The organism is Dyadobacter koreensis (assembly GCF_900108855.1).
Taxonomy (GTDB): domain Bacteria; phylum Bacteroidota; class Bacteroidia; order Cytophagales; family Spirosomataceae; genus Dyadobacter; species Dyadobacter koreensis.
Genome location: NZ_FNXY01000001.1, coordinates 129,593 through 146,580 on the forward strand (window position 1 = coordinate 129,593; position 16,988 = coordinate 146,580).

The following is a 16,988-nucleotide window of genomic DNA, read 5'->3' on the forward strand; positions in this document are numbered from 1 at the left end:
AGCGTTCAGGCAATTTTGCAAAGCTTTATCTTTCAACAGACCACAAGTCCTGACTAGGTTACGATCACCAACTGATACCCTATGAAAAAATCATTGTTTACAATATCCGTTATAGCTAATTTCTTGCTTTCATCATGCAATTCAAACCCGACACAGCATTCGGCGCTGAACACAAAAAGATCTGATGAAGACAGTACTTTTAACGTCTGCTATTCCTCTGTTTTTAAAAAAGATACAGTTTTGATGAACGCGCTTATGTATGGCGACAGTATTAAGGGCAGTCTGGGTTATAAACTTTATGAAAAGGATGAGAATAACGGATCTTTCTTTGGAAAAATGTTTGGCGATACCCTTAAAGCGGTATGCACTTTTAAAACAGCGACTTCAGAAAGCGTCCAGCAGCTTATTTTTCTTCGACAGGATACTTTGCTGATCCAGGGTTCTGGTGAACATATCGAACAAAATGGGAAAATTGTTTTTGCCAAACCTGAACAAGTTCGTTTTGACGGACTTGTCTTATCCAAAGTTCTTTGTAAATAAGCTCTGCCGAGACACGATCAGGCCGGGTACGATTCTATTAGGCTATGGCTAAAAAGTTAATTCTGCTTTCGCCAGCTTAATGATATGTTCTCAAACCATTCTGATTTTGACCCAATTTTTCACTGCATTAAGCAACATGCCGCTCTGAGTGATGCAGATGGAAATTTCCCGACGGACGAATTTAAAGAGATTCGCCAGTCGGAGCTTTTGTCATTCCCGATTAAAAGGTCAAGTATGACTTTTAACTCAGACAATCTGATCAACAATCTTAACTTGCTAAAATCGCTCGGAAGGGCGAGCCTTCCGGTTGGCAGAATTTTCGAAGGGCATATGAATGCACTTCAACTGGTAAATATTTACGGAACAGCGTCGCAAAAGAAACGTTGGTTTGAAGAAGTGACCTCGGGACAAAAACTTTTTGGTGTCTGGAATACACAAGATCAGGATGGTGTTTTTGCTCACGAGCGTGCTGATGGCAATTTTCTTTTAAAAGGGTCAAAGACTTTTTGCTCCGGTGGTGATCAGATCCAGCGGCCGCTTATTACTGCCGAGCTTAAATCGCCAAGCATTAAAGGGTGGCAGATGTGTATTATTCCCACAGAAAAAGTTGCTGCAATAAAACAGGACAAGTCATTCTGGCAGCCCCTGGGCATGCGTGCATCAGCCAGTTTCAGAATGGATTTTACAGGAATAATCATTAGTAAAGAGGATTTTCTTGGCGCACCAAACGATTATTATAAACAACCCCATTTTTCATCCGGAGCAATTCGGTTTTGTTCTGTTCAACTTGGCGGCGCGGAAGCAGTTCTGGAAGAGACTCATCATTTATTGAAGTCTATCAGCCGAACAGAAGATCCTTTCCAGAAATCCCGTATCGCAGAAATGTCCTTCCTGGTTGAAACAGGGAATTTATGGATCAGCCAGACAGCGCATAAGTTGGAATCCGGTCAATACGGGAGTGAACATATTATTGCCTACATTAACATGGCTCGTTGCATGATCGAGGAAATATGTCTGCGCTGCATGACTTTATCCGAACGATCTGTTGGCGCCCGCGGCCTTCTGCGGCCGGGAAATCTTGAAAGAATTCACAGAGATTTAATAACTTATCTTCGCCAGCCAGCTCCTGATGCTTCTCTTGTCTCCATAGGTGATTTTGTCTTTAAACAGCCCGATACCCGGAAGCTCTGGGCAGTACAAATGGTCAGCAAACTGCCGTAATCGCTATGGCGACGTTGTCTGAGCTCATCTGCAGTGAAATATTTAATGTAGTTTCAGTTTTTGACATCAAACGATCTTCAATCAAACCTTTTTTAGTGTCCCAAAGAGAAATACGATAATTTCCATTGGCAAGATCAGGGATTGAAACAATAGAATAGTTTTTATTCTTTGTTTTTAATTTTCTCAACGGACGTTGCAAAAGCCAGACGATTACTTGTGAAAAATCCCCGCAGGCAAATACAGCAATGGTCGGATCATTTATTCGGATCACATCGGCAAGATTTTTTCGGTTAAACTTGTTCCAGCGGATTAGCTCAACGAATTCCGAAAGATTTTTTTGAGCGCAGCGCATACCATGCGTCAGAGTGTGCGGATGACGGTAAGGCCAACGCATACCGCCACCCGCAGCACCAGAGGCTATGTGCGCCCACTGGATAGTAAGAAAGTAGTTGTCATCAAAGTCATCAGGCAGATTCTTCCGATTGCGTCTGAAAAAATCAATTGGCCCGTGTTCACTGTCTAAAAACGGTTTGAATTCCGGTGTATGTATCAATGCTTCTTTGATCATTTCTCCTGTTACAAACGCCGCGTCAAAACTATTCCGCGGGCTGTCGATCTGAGGTTTTTTGTATAAATGGATACTCGTAAAATCCAGCGCAGGATGTCTGAAAACGATATCATGCATGGCATAATGATCCAGGTCGGGGGCGAATACAGAAACGGTTTGTGGGTGAGTTTTGCCAAACAGTTCTAATTCCAGATTTTTAACGTAATCGCTCACGTCTGTGATAAAATCAGATAACCCTTCAATTCTTTTCTTGTTATGCCGGGGGTGTAGCTCATTCCAAAGATCCCAGCCAAAAATCACCCCGCTTCCGCCCCACCGCCTGATCACGAAGGACAAACGGTTTTTAATTGCATCCCGGGTTTCATCTGAGCTGAGCCATTGCCATTTGCTTTTGCACGGGCCACCGTTTCTGGCATTGTAAGGGTGAAAATTCCAGCGCCGCGACATCCAGAATGTATCAAACGGAGTCAGCATAAGTCTAAGCTTGTATTTTTCACAGAGCGTGAAAAGATCGTCCCAAAAATGAATCATGTTTCTTTGAAAATTTCCTGCGGGACGTTCAAGATAACGATTCTCGGTCTGGCAATATTCCAGCATAATCCTAAGACAGGTTACACCACTTGCTGAGAGATATGCCAGGTATTCTTCTGCTTCACTGAAGTTTTTCCTAAGAAATAACCCTTGCAGTTCCGGCCAGGTAAGCGCGTCGTTCTGACCTATGGGTGTCCAGCTCCGGCCGTCCTCATCCTCAAAATAAGGCGACTGTCCGCATACCTTTATCCATTTCAATTTTTCCATAATTTCATCTGGCTATGCCCCCAAAGCTACAAGCTTCAAGGACGTGGCCAATATATTTCAATTAAGAAACAACGCAGCAATTGAAACCAGAACAAGGGACAACAATGCAGAAAGAAACACAAGCAGCGAAGATTGTTCTTCTTCTGTTTTCAGGAAAGAAGCGAAAACTGTGACGTTGGCGGCGACAGGAAAAAGCGAAACAAGAAAAAGCATTTTGTAATCCGTATCATCAAGAATCTGAAAAATAAAATATTCAGCAGTCATAAGCACGCCAAGAATCAAGACCGCAGCCAGTGTGCGGAAACCAAGAATTTTTCCAAAATAACCTAATTTTAAATTTCTGAACTTTACATCTGACAGCTGAAATCCAACAATGAGCATACCGGCACTGGATACGATGAAGCTGATCACTTTTAAGATAGGCTCAATGAAATCTGGTGTTTTTGCGTCAAATATTTTACTGATCACAGCCGCAATCAGAACATATAAAAAAGGAATTTTAAGAACTTCTGCAAGCGCTTCCTTCGGAGAATGTTTTGTTTTTGCAACCTGATAATAACCGATTGTGTCTCCATAAAGAGCCGAACCCAGGTAAATACAAATAAGGGCACTGACTTTTTCCTGTCCATAAAGCGCTGTAACGGTGGGAATACCAAAAAAAGCGATGTTAAAGAAAGAAAATGAACTTCTAAGGAGAAGTGGATTTGAGTTTTTTGCAAACTTTTTATGCGCAAGGTTGGCAGCTGGAATCATGGCCAGTGCCAGCAAAAACGTAAAAACCGGAAGAATGTAAAGTTTTTCCGCTTCAGCATCCAGTACATTAAAAAACACAAGAAGTGGCAGCAAAACTTTTATAAGTGGTCCGCTGACATATTCCGGTTTGACATTAATCCATTTTTTAACGAAATAGCCTACCGGAATAAAAGCCATAACCGGTAAAAGCTCGGAGTATAATTTAAAGAGAATTTTCACCCGTGATGCTGTTTATAAGATGCTGGCTAAGATTACCAATTGTTTTAACATTGAACCAAACCGCATTCACATCCAGTAATAGTCCATTGGTAATATGGCCAAGAGCATAAAAATCCGGGCACGATTTTCCCCGATTTATTACCTGCATCGTCTGCGTATTAATCTTAATTCCGCCCGCCTTTTCCGGCTCAATAAGTTTTCGTGTTGCAAGATTTTTAACCAGTTCAGATTTCATATCTTTTACGGCAGAAGCTGGCCCAGTTGCGTTAATCAGGAATTTTTCTTTCCTTTTTTTATCCTGACAAGTCAGAACAAAGCGCTCATCACTTTCGTCAAAAGCAACATCTTCAAGCTTGGGAATCACCTCAAGCTGGCCTGCTTCAAATAGTTTTTCAATTCTTTTGGCGTTTACCAAGGGCATACAGTGCCTGTTCACAGCCCAGTAACCACCGAGCCAGCTCTTAAACCGGAGCTTGTCGTTTTCGTCCAAAAGTTTCCACATCTGAGAACTTTCATAGCGAAGCGCGTAAGGGATATTCATCAGCGCATCGCCGCCTTGTTCAGCGATCGCTATATCTTTTTTTAGAAGTTTATCGGCCTTAACTCCTGTTCGTTTTGTCTTTTTCCAGTTTATTTTCTTGCCTTTAAAGTTTTCCGCCTCCTTCTTAAATAAGCGGAATATTTCAAAAATCGTCGGGCTTCTCAACTCTTCGCGTTGAATTTTATGTAAATTGCTCACCGTCAAATGCTGGCAATTGTAAGATTCAGGTTTTTCCACCTGGACTCTGGGCATTAATCCGTCCAGAGAATAAAAGGTGATTTTCCCCTGGTGATCATTATCGGCTAACGTCATCAGCGCATCGATTGCACTTAAACTAGATCCCAAGATGCCAACGTTTTCATTTCTGGGAACGCGATCAAGAATTTTCGAGGAAGGCCACGGAGAGTCGAAATAATTCTTTTTGTCACTCAGTTCTTCATACATATTAGCAACCGGGGTTCCTGTTGCCAGGACGGCAAAGTCGCACAATTTTCTTTGTCCGGATGATAGTTGAATCGAATAACCATTTTTCTGCTTTTCGATATCGGTGGCACTTGCCTTGATTAAATCGACGGACATTCCCTCTTTTTCTGCCAACTCGAAATATAAATCAAATTGCTCTTTCAGGTAATCACCATACAATCTGCGGGTTGTAAATGCCTGATCCTCCCCTTGGTTATCGACAATCTCTTTCCCGACTCTGGAATCATGTTTTTTTAGCCATTCACTAAAATGTGCAGGTTCGGCAAAATGAATTCCCATAAGGTCAGCCTGTGTATTGAGAATGTGCCCGGGCTGTTTGGTACCAAATGCGAGCCCTTTTCCGACTTCCTCATTTTCTTCGATAATAGTTATGGAAACTTTCTTATGAGAATTGGCGATTCTAAGTTGGAGAAAAAGCTCAATGAAAAGTGATATGCCGCAGGCACCTCCTCCAATAATGGTAATATTAGTTAAATGCATATTCAAGTATTATAAATCAGGCCAGCCGAATTGTTTTTTTACAATTTCTGACTGGCCTAAAACAATCGTGCTATAAAAAATTGAGAAAATTTTTGCCGTTATACTAATTCACAACTTCCTTTGGGGCATCTTCCGGCATCTTATCACCAAGCAGTTTCCCCCAGGGCTTCAAACCCTCTATTCTGTCAAAAATAATTTTCAAAACCGCAACGAAAGGAATCGATAAAAACATACCGCTCACACCCCATAGACGTCCACCGAGAAGCACTATAAGGATAGAAATCAGGGCATTAACTGATACTTTGGAAGAAACCACCCGCGGGACGATAATGTTATTATCAGCAAATTGTATCAGCGTGTAAGCTGCGACAATAAGCAGTGGCGTAGTCAAACTATCGCCGGTGATCAATGACATTAAGACTGGTAAGCCTATCGCAACAATTCCGCCTATGTAGGGAATCAGATTTAATATTGCACCGATCACGCCAAGCAATACCGCGTATTTTACACCTAAAAGCAAAAGTGCTGCCGAATTCAGAACAGCAATAATTAAGGTTTCAATTAAAAGGCCAACGATGTAGCTCTGCACAGCGCTCTTGGTTTCCTGCAAAATTTCAGCCACCTGCTCCTCGTTGTCTTCTTCAAACACCTCATAGATAAAATTCAGTATGAGCGGCTTGTAAAGAAGCAGCAAAAAGATATACAAAGGGATCAGAACGAAGAACGTAAGCATGCCGACAAGCGTATCGAGAGTCTTGCCGATGTAAGCCTTGCTTCCATTCATAGCATCTTTGGCCATACTCATCTGTTTTTCGGTTGAGATACCAAATTGAGTAGTCAGCCATTCCTGAAGATCATGAATAAGCGACAGTGACTTTTGCTCGAGTTGCGGCAACATTTGTCCAAACTGTGCAATCTGTGCTGACAGAAAAAACATAACCACTCCCAATACTAAAACGGCCAGCAGTATGGTCAGCACAATGGAAACGATTTTGTTAATTTTCCTGGTCACAAAAAAGTTAAAAACCGGATTAAGCAAAATTGCCAGCAGACCTGCAAAGGCGAACGGGACAATAACATCCTGCAAAAGCCACGCAATGTAGAACAATAAATAAAGGCCGATGATAATAATCGGCGTTTTAATGTAAAAAGGATAACGGACTTCTCCATGCAATTCAGCACCGTCCTGGCCGGTGGATCTACCCCTGAAAATATTACTCATTAATTATTAGCGTATGGATTCGTTGCAATACCGGCAACTACGATTTTTTAAGTTCAAGGTTACTGCTAATTTTGACTTACAGGCTCATTTTCCAGCAGATTAACTTCTACATGAAGCGATTGCAAAGTTGCATTCCCAAACTGTGTAATCATCGCCACGTCTGCAGCGTCACGGCCATGCGCAATTTCTATACGATACCCTTCTGTCACTTCCTGCACAGCGTCAAATGTATACCATTCTCCGCCTATATAGACTTCAAACCATGCGTGAAGATCCATTTCCTGTAATTTATCCAAGTATCCAACAGTCATTCTTGCCGGGATGCTGAGCGCTCTGCAAAGTGAAATCGCCAGATGTGTAAAATCACGGCATACACCTATACGATTCCTGGCGGTATCAAGCGCAGTAGTAGTGGAATCCGAAACTCCGTATTGATATTTAATATTCTGATGAATCCATTTTCTTATTTCTTCGACCTGATCATATCCCGGCACAAAATTGCCTGCGATCTGGAAAGCCAGGTTACTGAGCTCCTGCAGATCAGACTGGCAGTAACGGCTTGGAAGAATATAGTACATCACTTCATCGGGAAGATCACCTACCAGAATATAACCCGGAACCGGTGATGGAATCTGCTTTGTTGGATTGACCTGGGCCTGTACCTCCGTTGTGATCGTAACCTGACCATTAGGTAAAACGAAACGCTGACAGGCATTACCGTATAAATCGGTATATTCCGAAAAAGGGACTGAAGGTTCAATATTAAATCCCTCCTCTATAATGGATTGCCCATTTTGGCGTCGCGGACGCAGCATGCAAATCACATTTGTTGGCGCGTAAACATTGTAGGTAATGACGCTTCTACCTTTCATTTTCATAAGTATTCTGGATTTTAGTCTGGTTATATTTTTCCTTTATTACAATTATGCCAGTTATTTGAAAGGGATAAAAAGTGTCATTTCAGGAAATACACCGGGCACGTACGCTACAAAATTGCTCGAATAGTTAGTGAACGGTCTTATAGAATAATTTTAGCTACGTATTTATAATTAATTTTACCGTTGATTATACCTCTGCAAATTAACGACACACAGATCTTTATGGAAAAGAACCTATTTGGGCAGGATTACGCCCCGGAATCGGTGTCCGACCAGCTATTGTTACAATTAAATGGAATTGAATTTTCAGATTCCTTTATAGAAATCTTGCGTAGGACGGAACAACGCGCGAATACGTTCCGGCGGTTCTATCAGGAAGAACATCTGGAAGAAATTCAGCTGCTTACCTTTCTGCGGGACATTCTGCAAGAAATCAGCCATTTGCTTGAAATTTGTCCCGGCTCTATTACCTATGATTTCGATGATATCTGGTTACAGAAGAATAAGGCAATACTTCTGGCAATCTTGCTGGACTGCCTTTTAGCAGAGATCCCAAAGGGTAATGGTTTTGGTAAGGAACCTCAAATCAAAATTCAATGCCGCTTTCAATATGGGAAACTAGAATTTCTTTATGGTATCGTCGGTGATACAGACCCATTATTTAAAAACCTATCGCCGCACTGCAACAGCCTTATTGAAACTGTCGTCAGGATGCTAAATGGTAAAAGCAGCTTTCACGCTGAAGAAAACTTTTGCTTCGAGTTATCATTTAAAAATGCTTAGTCAAGTCTACAAAGCGAGGATTGTTACTAAACAGTAACCGTAATTCGTTTTGCATTTTATGCGCATATTTCGGTTCAGCTCTCAAAGGAATACACTTCCTATCAATCAGGTTATCAATTATTTATAGCGTTGAATAAATCGGCCTTTGAATTCGGATACGTTTCTTTTACCATTACTAATAAAAGATTTGCCGCCTGATTTAACTGCCCAGGCATGAATAAATTTTACCTCCCTGACAAAACCAGCAACAATTTTGATTTTCCAGGATTAGCGGCAGCTCTGGGTGTTCTGTCCACCCATTGTTTTAATTTATCTTGATAAAGCGGATCAAGAACCCTTGCGATTATTAGATGCCAATTCTTTAAGTTTTTATGCCGTTAGAGTGTTCTTAAAATAAGTAGTTTCTTAATTGGTAAGAGCGCACAAAACAGTGTTTCCGCATCTTCGTTTTTTTCGAAAAGAGCTTTAAGAATTTTCCCTGCTCTTATTACTACTGTCCTGATGAGTATTTTTATTCTCGGGCCACTAGATACTAAGCTAAGCCTGAGAGATTATTTTAGGTTGACTTATAAGTTTACTTTTTATTTTGGTATTTATTTAATTTTCAAACTAGGGCTATTAAAAAAGCGATTTTTTCTATTGATCAGTAGGCGGTTGTCGTTTTATCAGAGCACTACGGCTTGAAAATCCCATCTTGCAAGCCCACTATCCCCCGGTGAACATGTCAGTGGGTCACTTGATCGAATTTTTTATCTTTTTTTCCAGCGGAGCACTTTTTTTCCTTGATCAAACCGAGGTTCCTTTTTCAAGACTTTTAGGCTTTCTTGCGGCCACCGCTCTGGGGTTGTTTATAAACTTTTCTAGTTTCCCACTCAGCCGGATCTTGCTATATTTGCTGCTCTCGTACGTAATTTTCCTTTTTTGCCGAATGAAAAGCAAAATCAACAGGGCCGGAACATACGGAGACTTCTCATATGGCATATATCTTTACGCCTTCCCTATACTGCAACTTCTGATACACGATTATCCAAACCTGCCGATTGTTTATTTTTAATTTTCACATTGTTGCTGAGGCTCCCGATAGCCTGCTTTTCCTGGCATTTAATAGAACTTCCTATGTTAAAGCGGACGCAATGGACGCAAAAAGAAATAACAGTCGACAGCGAACTGAGCAGTCAGGCAAGCTAGATTTCCTGTGCAATTTGCTGTAATCTTTCAACAGTTATCGGCTTAACAATAAAATCTTTCACCGTCTGAAAGGTTTTCGCTTTTTTATATTCCTCTTCGTCCACAGACGAACTGACAATGTAGACCGGAATTGTTTTAGAAATCTGATTAACAAGAGGTTCGTACTTATCTAAAAATTGCCAGCCATCCAATATCGGCATATTCAGATCCAGCAAAATCACATCGGGAAGTGAAGCAATATTTGTAAGGTTTTGTTTGAAGTATTCAAGTGCGGGCTGGCCATTCTTAAAAAACTGTGTATCCGTAGATATTTCGGAACGGTTGATGATGTGTTTAATGGCGATGCTGTAAATCAAGTCATCGTCGATAACACAAACTGTATTGAGTTTATTCATTAAAGATTATTTTAAAAGTTGAACCTTCACCCAAGGCGCTTTCCAATTCAATCCTTCCTCCCTGGGATTCTATCTGCGTTTTCACCAGAAACAATCCCACCCCATGTGCATCCTTATGATCGTGAAATGTTTTGTATAGACCAAAAATCTTCTGTCCGTGTAAGTTCAAATCAATCCCTAATCCATTGTCTCTGCATTCAAGAACTGTACATCCGTCTTCGTTCTTGTAAGAAAGTAAGTGGATGGAAGGATTTACAAGCGGCTTTCTGTATTTAATAGCATTTGATATTAGATTCAATAGAATGCTTTCAAGATAAATACGTGGAAAAAGTACTTTCTCCACCTCAAAAGTACAAACGATTTCAGCATGCTTAACATTGATATCCGATTCTAGAATTCCGAGTGTCTTGTCAGTAATCTTTCTAAAATCAAGCAACTCGGACACCATTACACTCTCCTTTATTTTTAACGCCTGCGATAGGTCTTCGAGTGTCGCATCCAGCCCTTGGGATACATTTTTTATCATTCCGAAAAGTTCTGCATTTTCGGCGTCAAGCTTCTCATTATTGACCAGCGATGAAATCAGCTGCAAATTACTCGCGTGATTCCGTATGTTGTGAGAAAGAATATGCGTGAAATTTTTAAGCTGGCCATTATTTTTACTGGTAATTTCCAGTGATTTATTTAACGCCAGTTCTGTTGTTTTGTACCGATCGATGTCCATTAAGATCCCCCGGACTTTAACCACTTTTCCTCCCCTGTTATAAAGAGGTTCACCAGAAATCCGCACCCATATTTTCCTGTCTGTGTATGTATTCAACAACAACTCAATATCCCATTTGACACCATCTTTCCGGCCGCCTTCAAATGCTGCTGATAAAAGTGGCTTGTCCTGCTCATCAAAATAATCCAGTAAACTGATATTGTCCACTTTTGCAACAGCCGGAAGCTCAATAATATCCAGTGCAGTTTTAGACCACGTAAATTTGTTTGAGAGCAAATCCTGCTCCCAACCCCCAACCCGGCTTATTCTTTCTGCTTCCGCCAAAAGAAACTCACTCCCTGCCAGTCTTTCCTCTACTATCCGTCGTTTTTTTATCTCAGCTTCTAATTCTCTGACGGTACGCAAAGAAAGAATTAATGGTAAGTTTTGATAGAGTTTATATACAGTCGTGATCGAAATAATTGCGGTAATAAATCTGATCAACGCACTTAGCCGATAAGCTGGCCACCAGAAAATAATGGCATCTATTAAATGTGTCAAACCGCACATCATGATAAATGCCATAAAAAGCAGAATAACTTTATAAAAAGGAGTGTCTTTGATTTTCCCTACGAGTCGTAGCAGTAAAAGAGGAATTGCGAAATAGGCAGCCCAGATACCCAGATCAGAAAGAATATACAACCATCCATGAAAGTCCGTCCATTCGCCGCAGTGCCATCTCGCAGGCCAGGAACTTGTATTGAAAATATCGGTAAAAAAACCCGTAACCTGCCTCGGTAAAGAAGAGTTGGCAATAGCGACATTATGCACCTTACCACAAACTGCAATACAGTCGTGCGGCTTGGTTTTTACAAGCTCGGGATATTCCAAAATAATGATCAAGTATGGGTTAAAATGCGCCTAAGAATTTCAAAGAAAATTCCCGTCAGAATGACAAATACACCGCCACTCAACGGGCATATTCAAGCTGAAAATCACTGAACTGCAACACTAATATAGAAAATTTTCTATCGAATTTAAATACTAGAATTTTTACTGCAACAATAGTCAATCAGTAAAAGATACATGCTACATTATCCTTTCGCAATTGTCAAAATTATAATTTTCGGGCTGATATTAAATCAATTAGCATTCCTTGGAGTAATGGATCTAGTTAAAACGGCAAAGCATTTCAGCAAAAAAAACTGCCGCAGTCACCATGAACGGAAAGAATAAGAAATTTTCCAGGTCAAGAATGCTGCGGCAGGTACTCTGTTTAAAAACGTTTTTATTGCATTTTACAAATCGATGTTGTTCTGCTCCTCATTGGTAACATTCATCAATGATTTTAGCGGCAATTCCACCTCCATGAAATCAAATTCCTGAGGCATTTTGCAACTCGCAGTCGTCTGTAAAATTGTCGAAACCGTCCAGACAGGACCTCCCGAAGAAAGTCGCACATCTCCGTTTTCAATAATGATGTTATCCGGACTATTGTATAAAGTCTTTAACTCCTCTGTTTTGAATTCTTTTTCATGCCTTTCCCAGTCATCATCATACCGAAAACATTTCACAGACGTACTTTCAACAGACTGAACATTCCAGATACCATCGAAAGAAGATTCCACAAGATCGCCGGGTTCCAGGTTTTGTTCCATTTAAATTAATCCTTTTGTGAATACTTTTGACCAATTTATATGGTTACCAAAACTATTCCAGCAGCATTTAATGATTGATCTTCAAACGATCTATCATTTTAATGGCTCGGTCAATTCTTGTCTGGACAATTCTGGAAGAGGCGACATAGTGAATGATGCCACGTTGAAGACCTGGTAATAATTGGTGAAACAGCCTGTTCCCTTCCGGGTCAATAGCCAGAAGTTCTGAAAGCTCCTCTGGCAAATCACGCCCATATGTGCTTTCATCCGGCCAAATCTTCACGAAGAGTTTGCATCCTAATGCCAATTTCGCTTCCGCTCTAATTGACGGACCGACATTAATAAAAAAGCCACCGTCGCCCTTTGGCCTGATGGCGCATTGAAATTCGACGCTATTATTCAGCATACAGACCACTCGAACCGGCTTTCTGTCGGGCATGAACTGAAGGGCTGCTTCTTGGGGAACAGGCATATAGAAAAGTCCTCCTTTTCCTGGCATCCTTTCCAGAATTGATTCGAATTTAACTGAATCTGCCAAAATATTAATAATTTTTAAGGCATAAAAAAGCCTTTCCCGATAAATGAATTATTGCATAAGGAAAGGCTTTCGATCAAAAATTACTCAGTCAGTGGTTTGACCTGTATATCCTTAAAAAGGACGACACTTTTAGGGTCATGTGCCTGTAACGCAAAAGTTCCGCTGCTTAGAATACGGTCTTTTTCTCCGCCAGATCTTTTATCAGTGTCTGATTCTTCGTAATCAACAACCGTTTTATCATTGATTTTGATGGTGATATGTTTGCCTTCAACTTTGATATATTCCGTATACCACTCGTTATCTTTTACGTAGGTTTCTTTTACGTCTTGAATATTATAAAGACTACCGGTCCGTTTCCAGTCCGTGTGAGAATTGTTAACCTGAACCTCATAACCTTTGGAAGGCCAACCCGATTCCTGGTAGGCTGTATGTATATAAATGCCAGAATTCGCACCTGGTTTGGTCATGACCTGAGCCTTGAACTCAAAGTTTTTAAACATATGATTTTTAACAGGACCTTCATAAAATAAATGAGCAGTCGGACCGGCAACCTGAATAGCGCCATCTACTACCGAGAAGGAGCTCGCATTATTTCCTACCTTCCAGCCTTTTAATGATTTACCATCGAAAATTGAGATCCAGCCGTCCTGTTTTGTATCAGAAACAGCACTTCCCATGACTGTCAGCAGCGCAAATGCGGCTAATATGTTTATTGTTCTTTTCATAATGATTCCGAGATAACCGAAAAATGAATATTTATTCCTACACTGCAAAAAGCACAATGAATATGGAAAACTACTGTTTTGACAAAATTCAATTTGTTAACGCTCCAATTCAAAACCAAACTATCTTTGTATTATTACAACAATCTTTCGAATGCAGAATCCCTACATTTCTCTCTTGTCTACCGCCTGGCGCTATGCCCGTCAACAGAAAAAGCGTTACTTATTAGTTTACGGAATGTTTGTGATGGCCAATGTAGTGCTGGCCCTTCACCCTTTATTATATGGTTGGTTTGTTGAATCTGTGCAAAAAGACAGTGATGCAGTGCTAAGAAATGTCTGGTGGTATGCAGGCGCCTATATAGGCCTGACGCTTCTGGAATGGGCATTTCACGGTCCGGCAAGGGTTATGGAACGTAAATTAGCGTTCGATCTCAGCAAGAACTTTTTAGATGAGCTTTACCATCAATCACTTCATTTACCAATTCGCTGGCATCAGGATCACCACAGTGGAGCTACCATAAACCGAATCCGGAAAGCTTACGAGGCATTGAAAGACTTTTTTCAAAACGGATTCATGTTCCTTCATGCATTTTCTAAATTCGTATTTTCATTTGTCGCGATCGTCTATTTTTCTCCGCTTTTTGGATCAATTGGCGTTTTAATCGGCATTTTGACCGTTTGGGTAATTTTTAAGTTCGACAAACCCTTTATCAAAGCCTTGGATGAAACAAACGAAAAAGAACATATTGTTTCCTCTACGCTGTTCGATAGTTTGTCAAATATTATCACAGTAATTACACTACGGCTTGAAAAAAGGATGGAAAGCAGTCTGATGAGTAAAGTTTTAGATGTTTTCCCTCCATTCAGAAAAACCGTACTTATCAATGAATGGAAATGGTTTGTGGCAAGCCTTTTCATAGGGTTAATTTATGTAGTTGTTACAATTGGTTATATCTATCAGAATTATGCACCCGGCACCATATTTCTGGTTGGCGGCCTGGTAACGCTTCTTGGTTATGTAAATCAATTCACCAGTGTTTTCCAGGATGTCGCCTGGCAATACACCGAGATTATCCGATACAACACCGAAGTACAAACTGCCCGTGTGATTGGACAGGCTTATCATGATCAACATCGTCCCGAGAGTACAAATGCACTGTCTGAAAACTGGGAAATAATTACAATAAAAAATATAAGTTTCTCACATTCAGAAACTTATGACGAAAATAAAAAAGCTCATAGCTTGCACGGGCTGAACCTTCGGATTCGGCGCGGAGAAAGGATTGCATTTATTGGAGAAAGCGGAAGCGGAAAAAGTACACTTCTGGCATTGCTCAGGGGTCTGTACGATGCTGAAAAAGGTGCGATAGTAAATGTTGACGATACAGGAAATCTTCCGCTTGATACCTTGGCAGAAGCAGTTACTCTTTTTCCGCAAGATCCTGAAATATTTGAGAATACAATTGAATACAATATAACACTTGGACTTCCTTTTGATACCAGGGATATAAACGAAGTTTGTAAAACCACACAGTTCGCAAGTGTTCTTGAAAAATTGCCGAAAGGTCTGGAATCTAATATACAAGAAAAGGGCGTAAATCTTTCAGGAGGTCAAAAACAACGCCTGGCGCTAGCAAGAGGTGTTCTAGCTGCCAGAAGTAGTCAAATAGTTCTTCTGGATGAACCAACAAGCAGTGTCGATCCTAAAACAGAAGCCATGATTTATGATAATATGTTTGAAGAATTCAAAGACAAAGCGGTGCTATCTGCTCTTCACAGGCTCCACTTGCTTCCGAAATTCGACTACATATACATACTAAAAGACGGCCGAATAATCGATGAAGGCTCGTTCAGCCGATTAGACCAAAGCAGCAAAAACTTTCATGATTTGATGGGAAAAGTAAAAAGCGAAGAGTTTTAGCTGATGGATAGACTTTGGTCAGCCATTTGCAAATCCAAGATAAAAATCTTAAAATGAGGTCGGCACAAACATTCTGATTCCACTCCTGCCGACCATCTTGTTGGGGTAACAACGCGTGGTAATGGCCTAAACGCTCAACTCCCGCAGGTAATCTTCTTGCAACTATTATGCACATGTATGTGGATGATATTCATACAGATTTCAATGGTACAAAGCAGAAGAATACTGGGAATGAAAACTACCTGACAATTCTTGCGATGTCAAGGTTTCTGCCGGTGAATCGGCTCAGGGGACAGTACAAATATAGGTTTTCTACTAATTTTCATGTCCGAACCGCGTCTGCTATCAAGTATGTATTATTCTACTCCTTAGTTTTTCTATCTTTTACAAGCCAACAAAACTGAAAAAATCCATCAAAAATATTGCGCAGCCAAAAAGTTGCATATATATTTGCAACCGATCGATTGCCAATTATTCGAATCAGAACATGAAAAGAGATATATTTCAGGCCATTGCCGACCCGACCAGAAGAGCAATTTTAGTTTTGCTCGCAGCCCAACCTATGACACCAAATGCCCTGGCCGACCATTTTGACACAACCAGACAGGCTGTTTCCAAACATATTCAGATCCTTACGGAATGTCAGCTTCTGACACAAAATAAACTTGGCCGGGAAATTACTTATCACTTCAACCCTGTTAAAATGAAAGAAGTGGATCACTGGCTAGCCCAATTCAAGAAGCATTGGGAAGATCGCTTTGACCAATTGGATCAAGTATTAATCAACCTAAATTCAGATAAAAATGAAAAGTAACCTGCTTATGAATTTTTCCGTAGACAAGGAAAGTAAAGTGATTAACGTAGAAAGAGCCTTCGCAGCACCTGTCCATAAAGTTTAGTCTGCCTGGACTGAGCCTAAAATTCTGGATCAGTGGTGGGCACCAAAACCCTGGAAAGCAAAAACCAAGTCACTGGACTTTACTGTTGGAGGACACTGGCTGTACGCAATGGTTGGGCCTGAGGGGGAGGAACACTGGGCAAGAGCAGATTACGAGTTTATTGATTCGTTAAAGAGTTTTTCTGCATTGGATGCGTTTTGCGATCAGGATGGAAAAATCAATGAGTCATTTCCAAGATCGAAATGGACTAATACTTTTAGGGAGAAAGACGATTTGACGATCGTGTCCGTGGCCATTCAATACGACAGTCTTTCCGATCTGGAAGCCACTGTTGAGATGGGTTTTAAAGAAGGGTTTATTTCCGCGCTTTCCAATCTGGACGACCTGTTATAGGAAATCATTTTTGATCCTTACCGGTTCTTCGAAAATTCGGGTAAGGATCAATACTTGATTAACGGACATAGTTTAACAGAAA

15 protein-coding genes and 1 pseudogene are annotated in these 16,988 nt (G+C 40.7%); 6 read left to right on the plus strand and 10 right to left on the minus strand.

Annotated features, from left to right (window positions below; all coding sequences use genetic code 11):
* Nucleotides 1–81: 81 nt before the first annotated feature.
* Together BMY70_RS00565 and BMY70_RS00570 are read left to right on the plus strand one after the other, a co-directional pair.
* Nucleotides 82–540 (plus strand): hypothetical protein, encoded by a 459-nt coding sequence (locus BMY70_RS00565; RefSeq protein WP_090330706.1) that lies wholly within the window; start codon nt 82–84, stop codon nt 538–540.
* A gap of 84 nt (nt 541–624) precedes the next feature.
* Nucleotides 625–1,761 carry an acyl-CoA dehydrogenase family protein gene (locus BMY70_RS00570; RefSeq protein WP_090330708.1) on the plus strand — a complete coding sequence of 379 codons (1,137 nt, stop codon included), beginning with the start codon at nt 625–627 and terminating at the stop codon, nt 1,759–1,761.
* Here BMY70_RS00570 and BMY70_RS00575 read toward each other — a convergent pair.
* The 5 genes from BMY70_RS00575 to BMY70_RS00595 all read right to left on the minus strand — a co-directional run bounded on the left by BMY70_RS00575 (nt 1,745) and on the right by BMY70_RS00595 (nt 7,697).
* The gene (locus BMY70_RS00575) at nt 1,745–3,127 is read right to left on the minus strand and encodes a glycoside hydrolase 5 family protein (protein WP_090330711.1); all 1,383 of its coding nucleotides are present in this window, start codon (nt 3,125–3,127) and stop codon (nt 1,745–1,747) included. The two genes, BMY70_RS00570 and BMY70_RS00575, sit on opposite strands and share 17 nt — an antisense overlap.
* Nucleotides 3,128–3,184: 57 nt before the next feature.
* A complete protein-coding gene (locus tag BMY70_RS00580) occupies nt 3,185–4,099 on the minus strand; it encodes an AEC family transporter (protein ID WP_143072023.1) in 915 nt (304 codons plus the stop codon).
* Nucleotides 4,083–5,603 (minus strand): FAD/NAD(P)-binding protein, encoded by a 1,521-nt coding sequence (locus BMY70_RS00585; RefSeq protein ID WP_090330717.1) that lies wholly within the window; start codon nt 5,601–5,603, stop codon nt 4,083–4,085. Before BMY70_RS00585 ends, BMY70_RS00580 begins: the two co-directional genes overlap by 17 nt.
* Nucleotides 5,604–5,706: 103 nt before the next feature.
* Nucleotides 5,707–6,825 (minus strand): AI-2E family transporter, encoded by a 1,119-nt coding sequence (locus tag BMY70_RS00590; RefSeq protein ID WP_090330720.1) that lies wholly within the window; start codon nt 6,823–6,825, stop codon nt 5,707–5,709.
* 65 nt (nt 6,826–6,890) lie between these two features.
* Nucleotides 6,891–7,697 (minus strand): transglutaminase domain-containing protein, encoded by an 807-nt coding sequence (locus BMY70_RS00595; RefSeq protein WP_229209433.1) that lies wholly within the window; start codon nt 7,695–7,697, stop codon nt 6,891–6,893.
* A 228-nt stretch (nt 7,698–7,925) separates the two neighbouring features.
* Between BMY70_RS00595 and BMY70_RS00600 the strand changes: the two genes are divergently transcribed.
* Nucleotides 7,926–8,486 (plus strand): sensor histidine kinase family protein, encoded by a 561-nt coding sequence (locus BMY70_RS00600; protein WP_090330726.1) that lies wholly within the window; start codon nt 7,926–7,928, stop codon nt 8,484–8,486.
* A 1,184-nt stretch (nt 8,487–9,670) separates the two neighbouring features.
* Here the strand turns inward: BMY70_RS00600 and BMY70_RS00610 are convergent.
* The 5 genes from BMY70_RS00610 to BMY70_RS00630 all read right to left on the minus strand — a co-directional run bounded on the left by BMY70_RS00610 (nt 9,671) and on the right by BMY70_RS00630 (nt 13,693).
* A complete protein-coding gene (locus BMY70_RS00610; protein ID WP_090330733.1) occupies nt 9,671–10,069 on the minus strand; it encodes a response regulator in 399 nt (132 codons plus the stop codon).
* The gene (locus tag BMY70_RS00615) at nt 10,062–11,675 is read right to left on the minus strand and encodes a sensor histidine kinase (protein WP_090330736.1); all 1,614 of its coding nucleotides are present in this window, start codon (nt 11,673–11,675) and stop codon (nt 10,062–10,064) included. Before BMY70_RS00615 ends, BMY70_RS00610 begins: the two co-directional genes overlap by 8 nt.
* Nucleotides 11,676–12,070: 395 nt before the next feature.
* Entirely contained in the window at nt 12,071–12,430 is a 360-nt protein-coding gene (locus tag BMY70_RS00620; protein ID WP_090330738.1) for a hypothetical protein, read from the minus strand.
* Nucleotides 12,431–12,497: 67 nt separating this feature from the next.
* Nucleotides 12,498–12,968 carry a YdeI/OmpD-associated family protein gene (locus tag BMY70_RS00625; RefSeq protein WP_090330742.1) on the minus strand — a complete coding sequence of 157 codons (471 nt, stop codon included), beginning with the start codon at nt 12,966–12,968 and terminating at the stop codon, nt 12,498–12,500.
* Nucleotides 12,969–13,048: 80 nt separating this feature from the next.
* Nucleotides 13,049–13,693, minus strand: a complete 645-nt coding sequence (locus tag BMY70_RS00630; RefSeq protein ID WP_090330745.1) for a 3-keto-disaccharide hydrolase — start codon at nt 13,691–13,693, stop codon at nt 13,049–13,051.
* A gap of 151 nt (nt 13,694–13,844) precedes the next feature.
* Here BMY70_RS00630 and BMY70_RS00635 point away from each other — a divergent pair, with 151 nt between their 5' ends.
* From BMY70_RS00635 to BMY70_RS00645, 3 genes and pseudogenes are all read left to right on the plus strand, one after another.
* Nucleotides 13,845–15,614 carry an ABC transporter ATP-binding protein gene (locus BMY70_RS00635; protein WP_090330748.1) on the plus strand — a complete coding sequence of 590 codons (1,770 nt, stop codon included), beginning with the start codon at nt 13,845–13,847 and terminating at the stop codon, nt 15,612–15,614.
* A 487-nt stretch (nt 15,615–16,101) separates the two neighbouring features.
* Complete coding sequence (locus BMY70_RS00640; RefSeq protein ID WP_090330751.1) at nt 16,102–16,428, plus strand: ArsR/SmtB family transcription factor; 327 nt, start codon at nt 16,102–16,104, stop codon at nt 16,426–16,428.
* A 100-nt stretch (nt 16,429–16,528) separates the two neighbouring features.
* A pseudogene (locus tag BMY70_RS00645) lies at nt 16,529–16,906 on the plus strand (SRPBCC family protein); the annotation flags it as partial.
* Nucleotides 16,907–16,988: the final 82 nt, after the last annotated feature.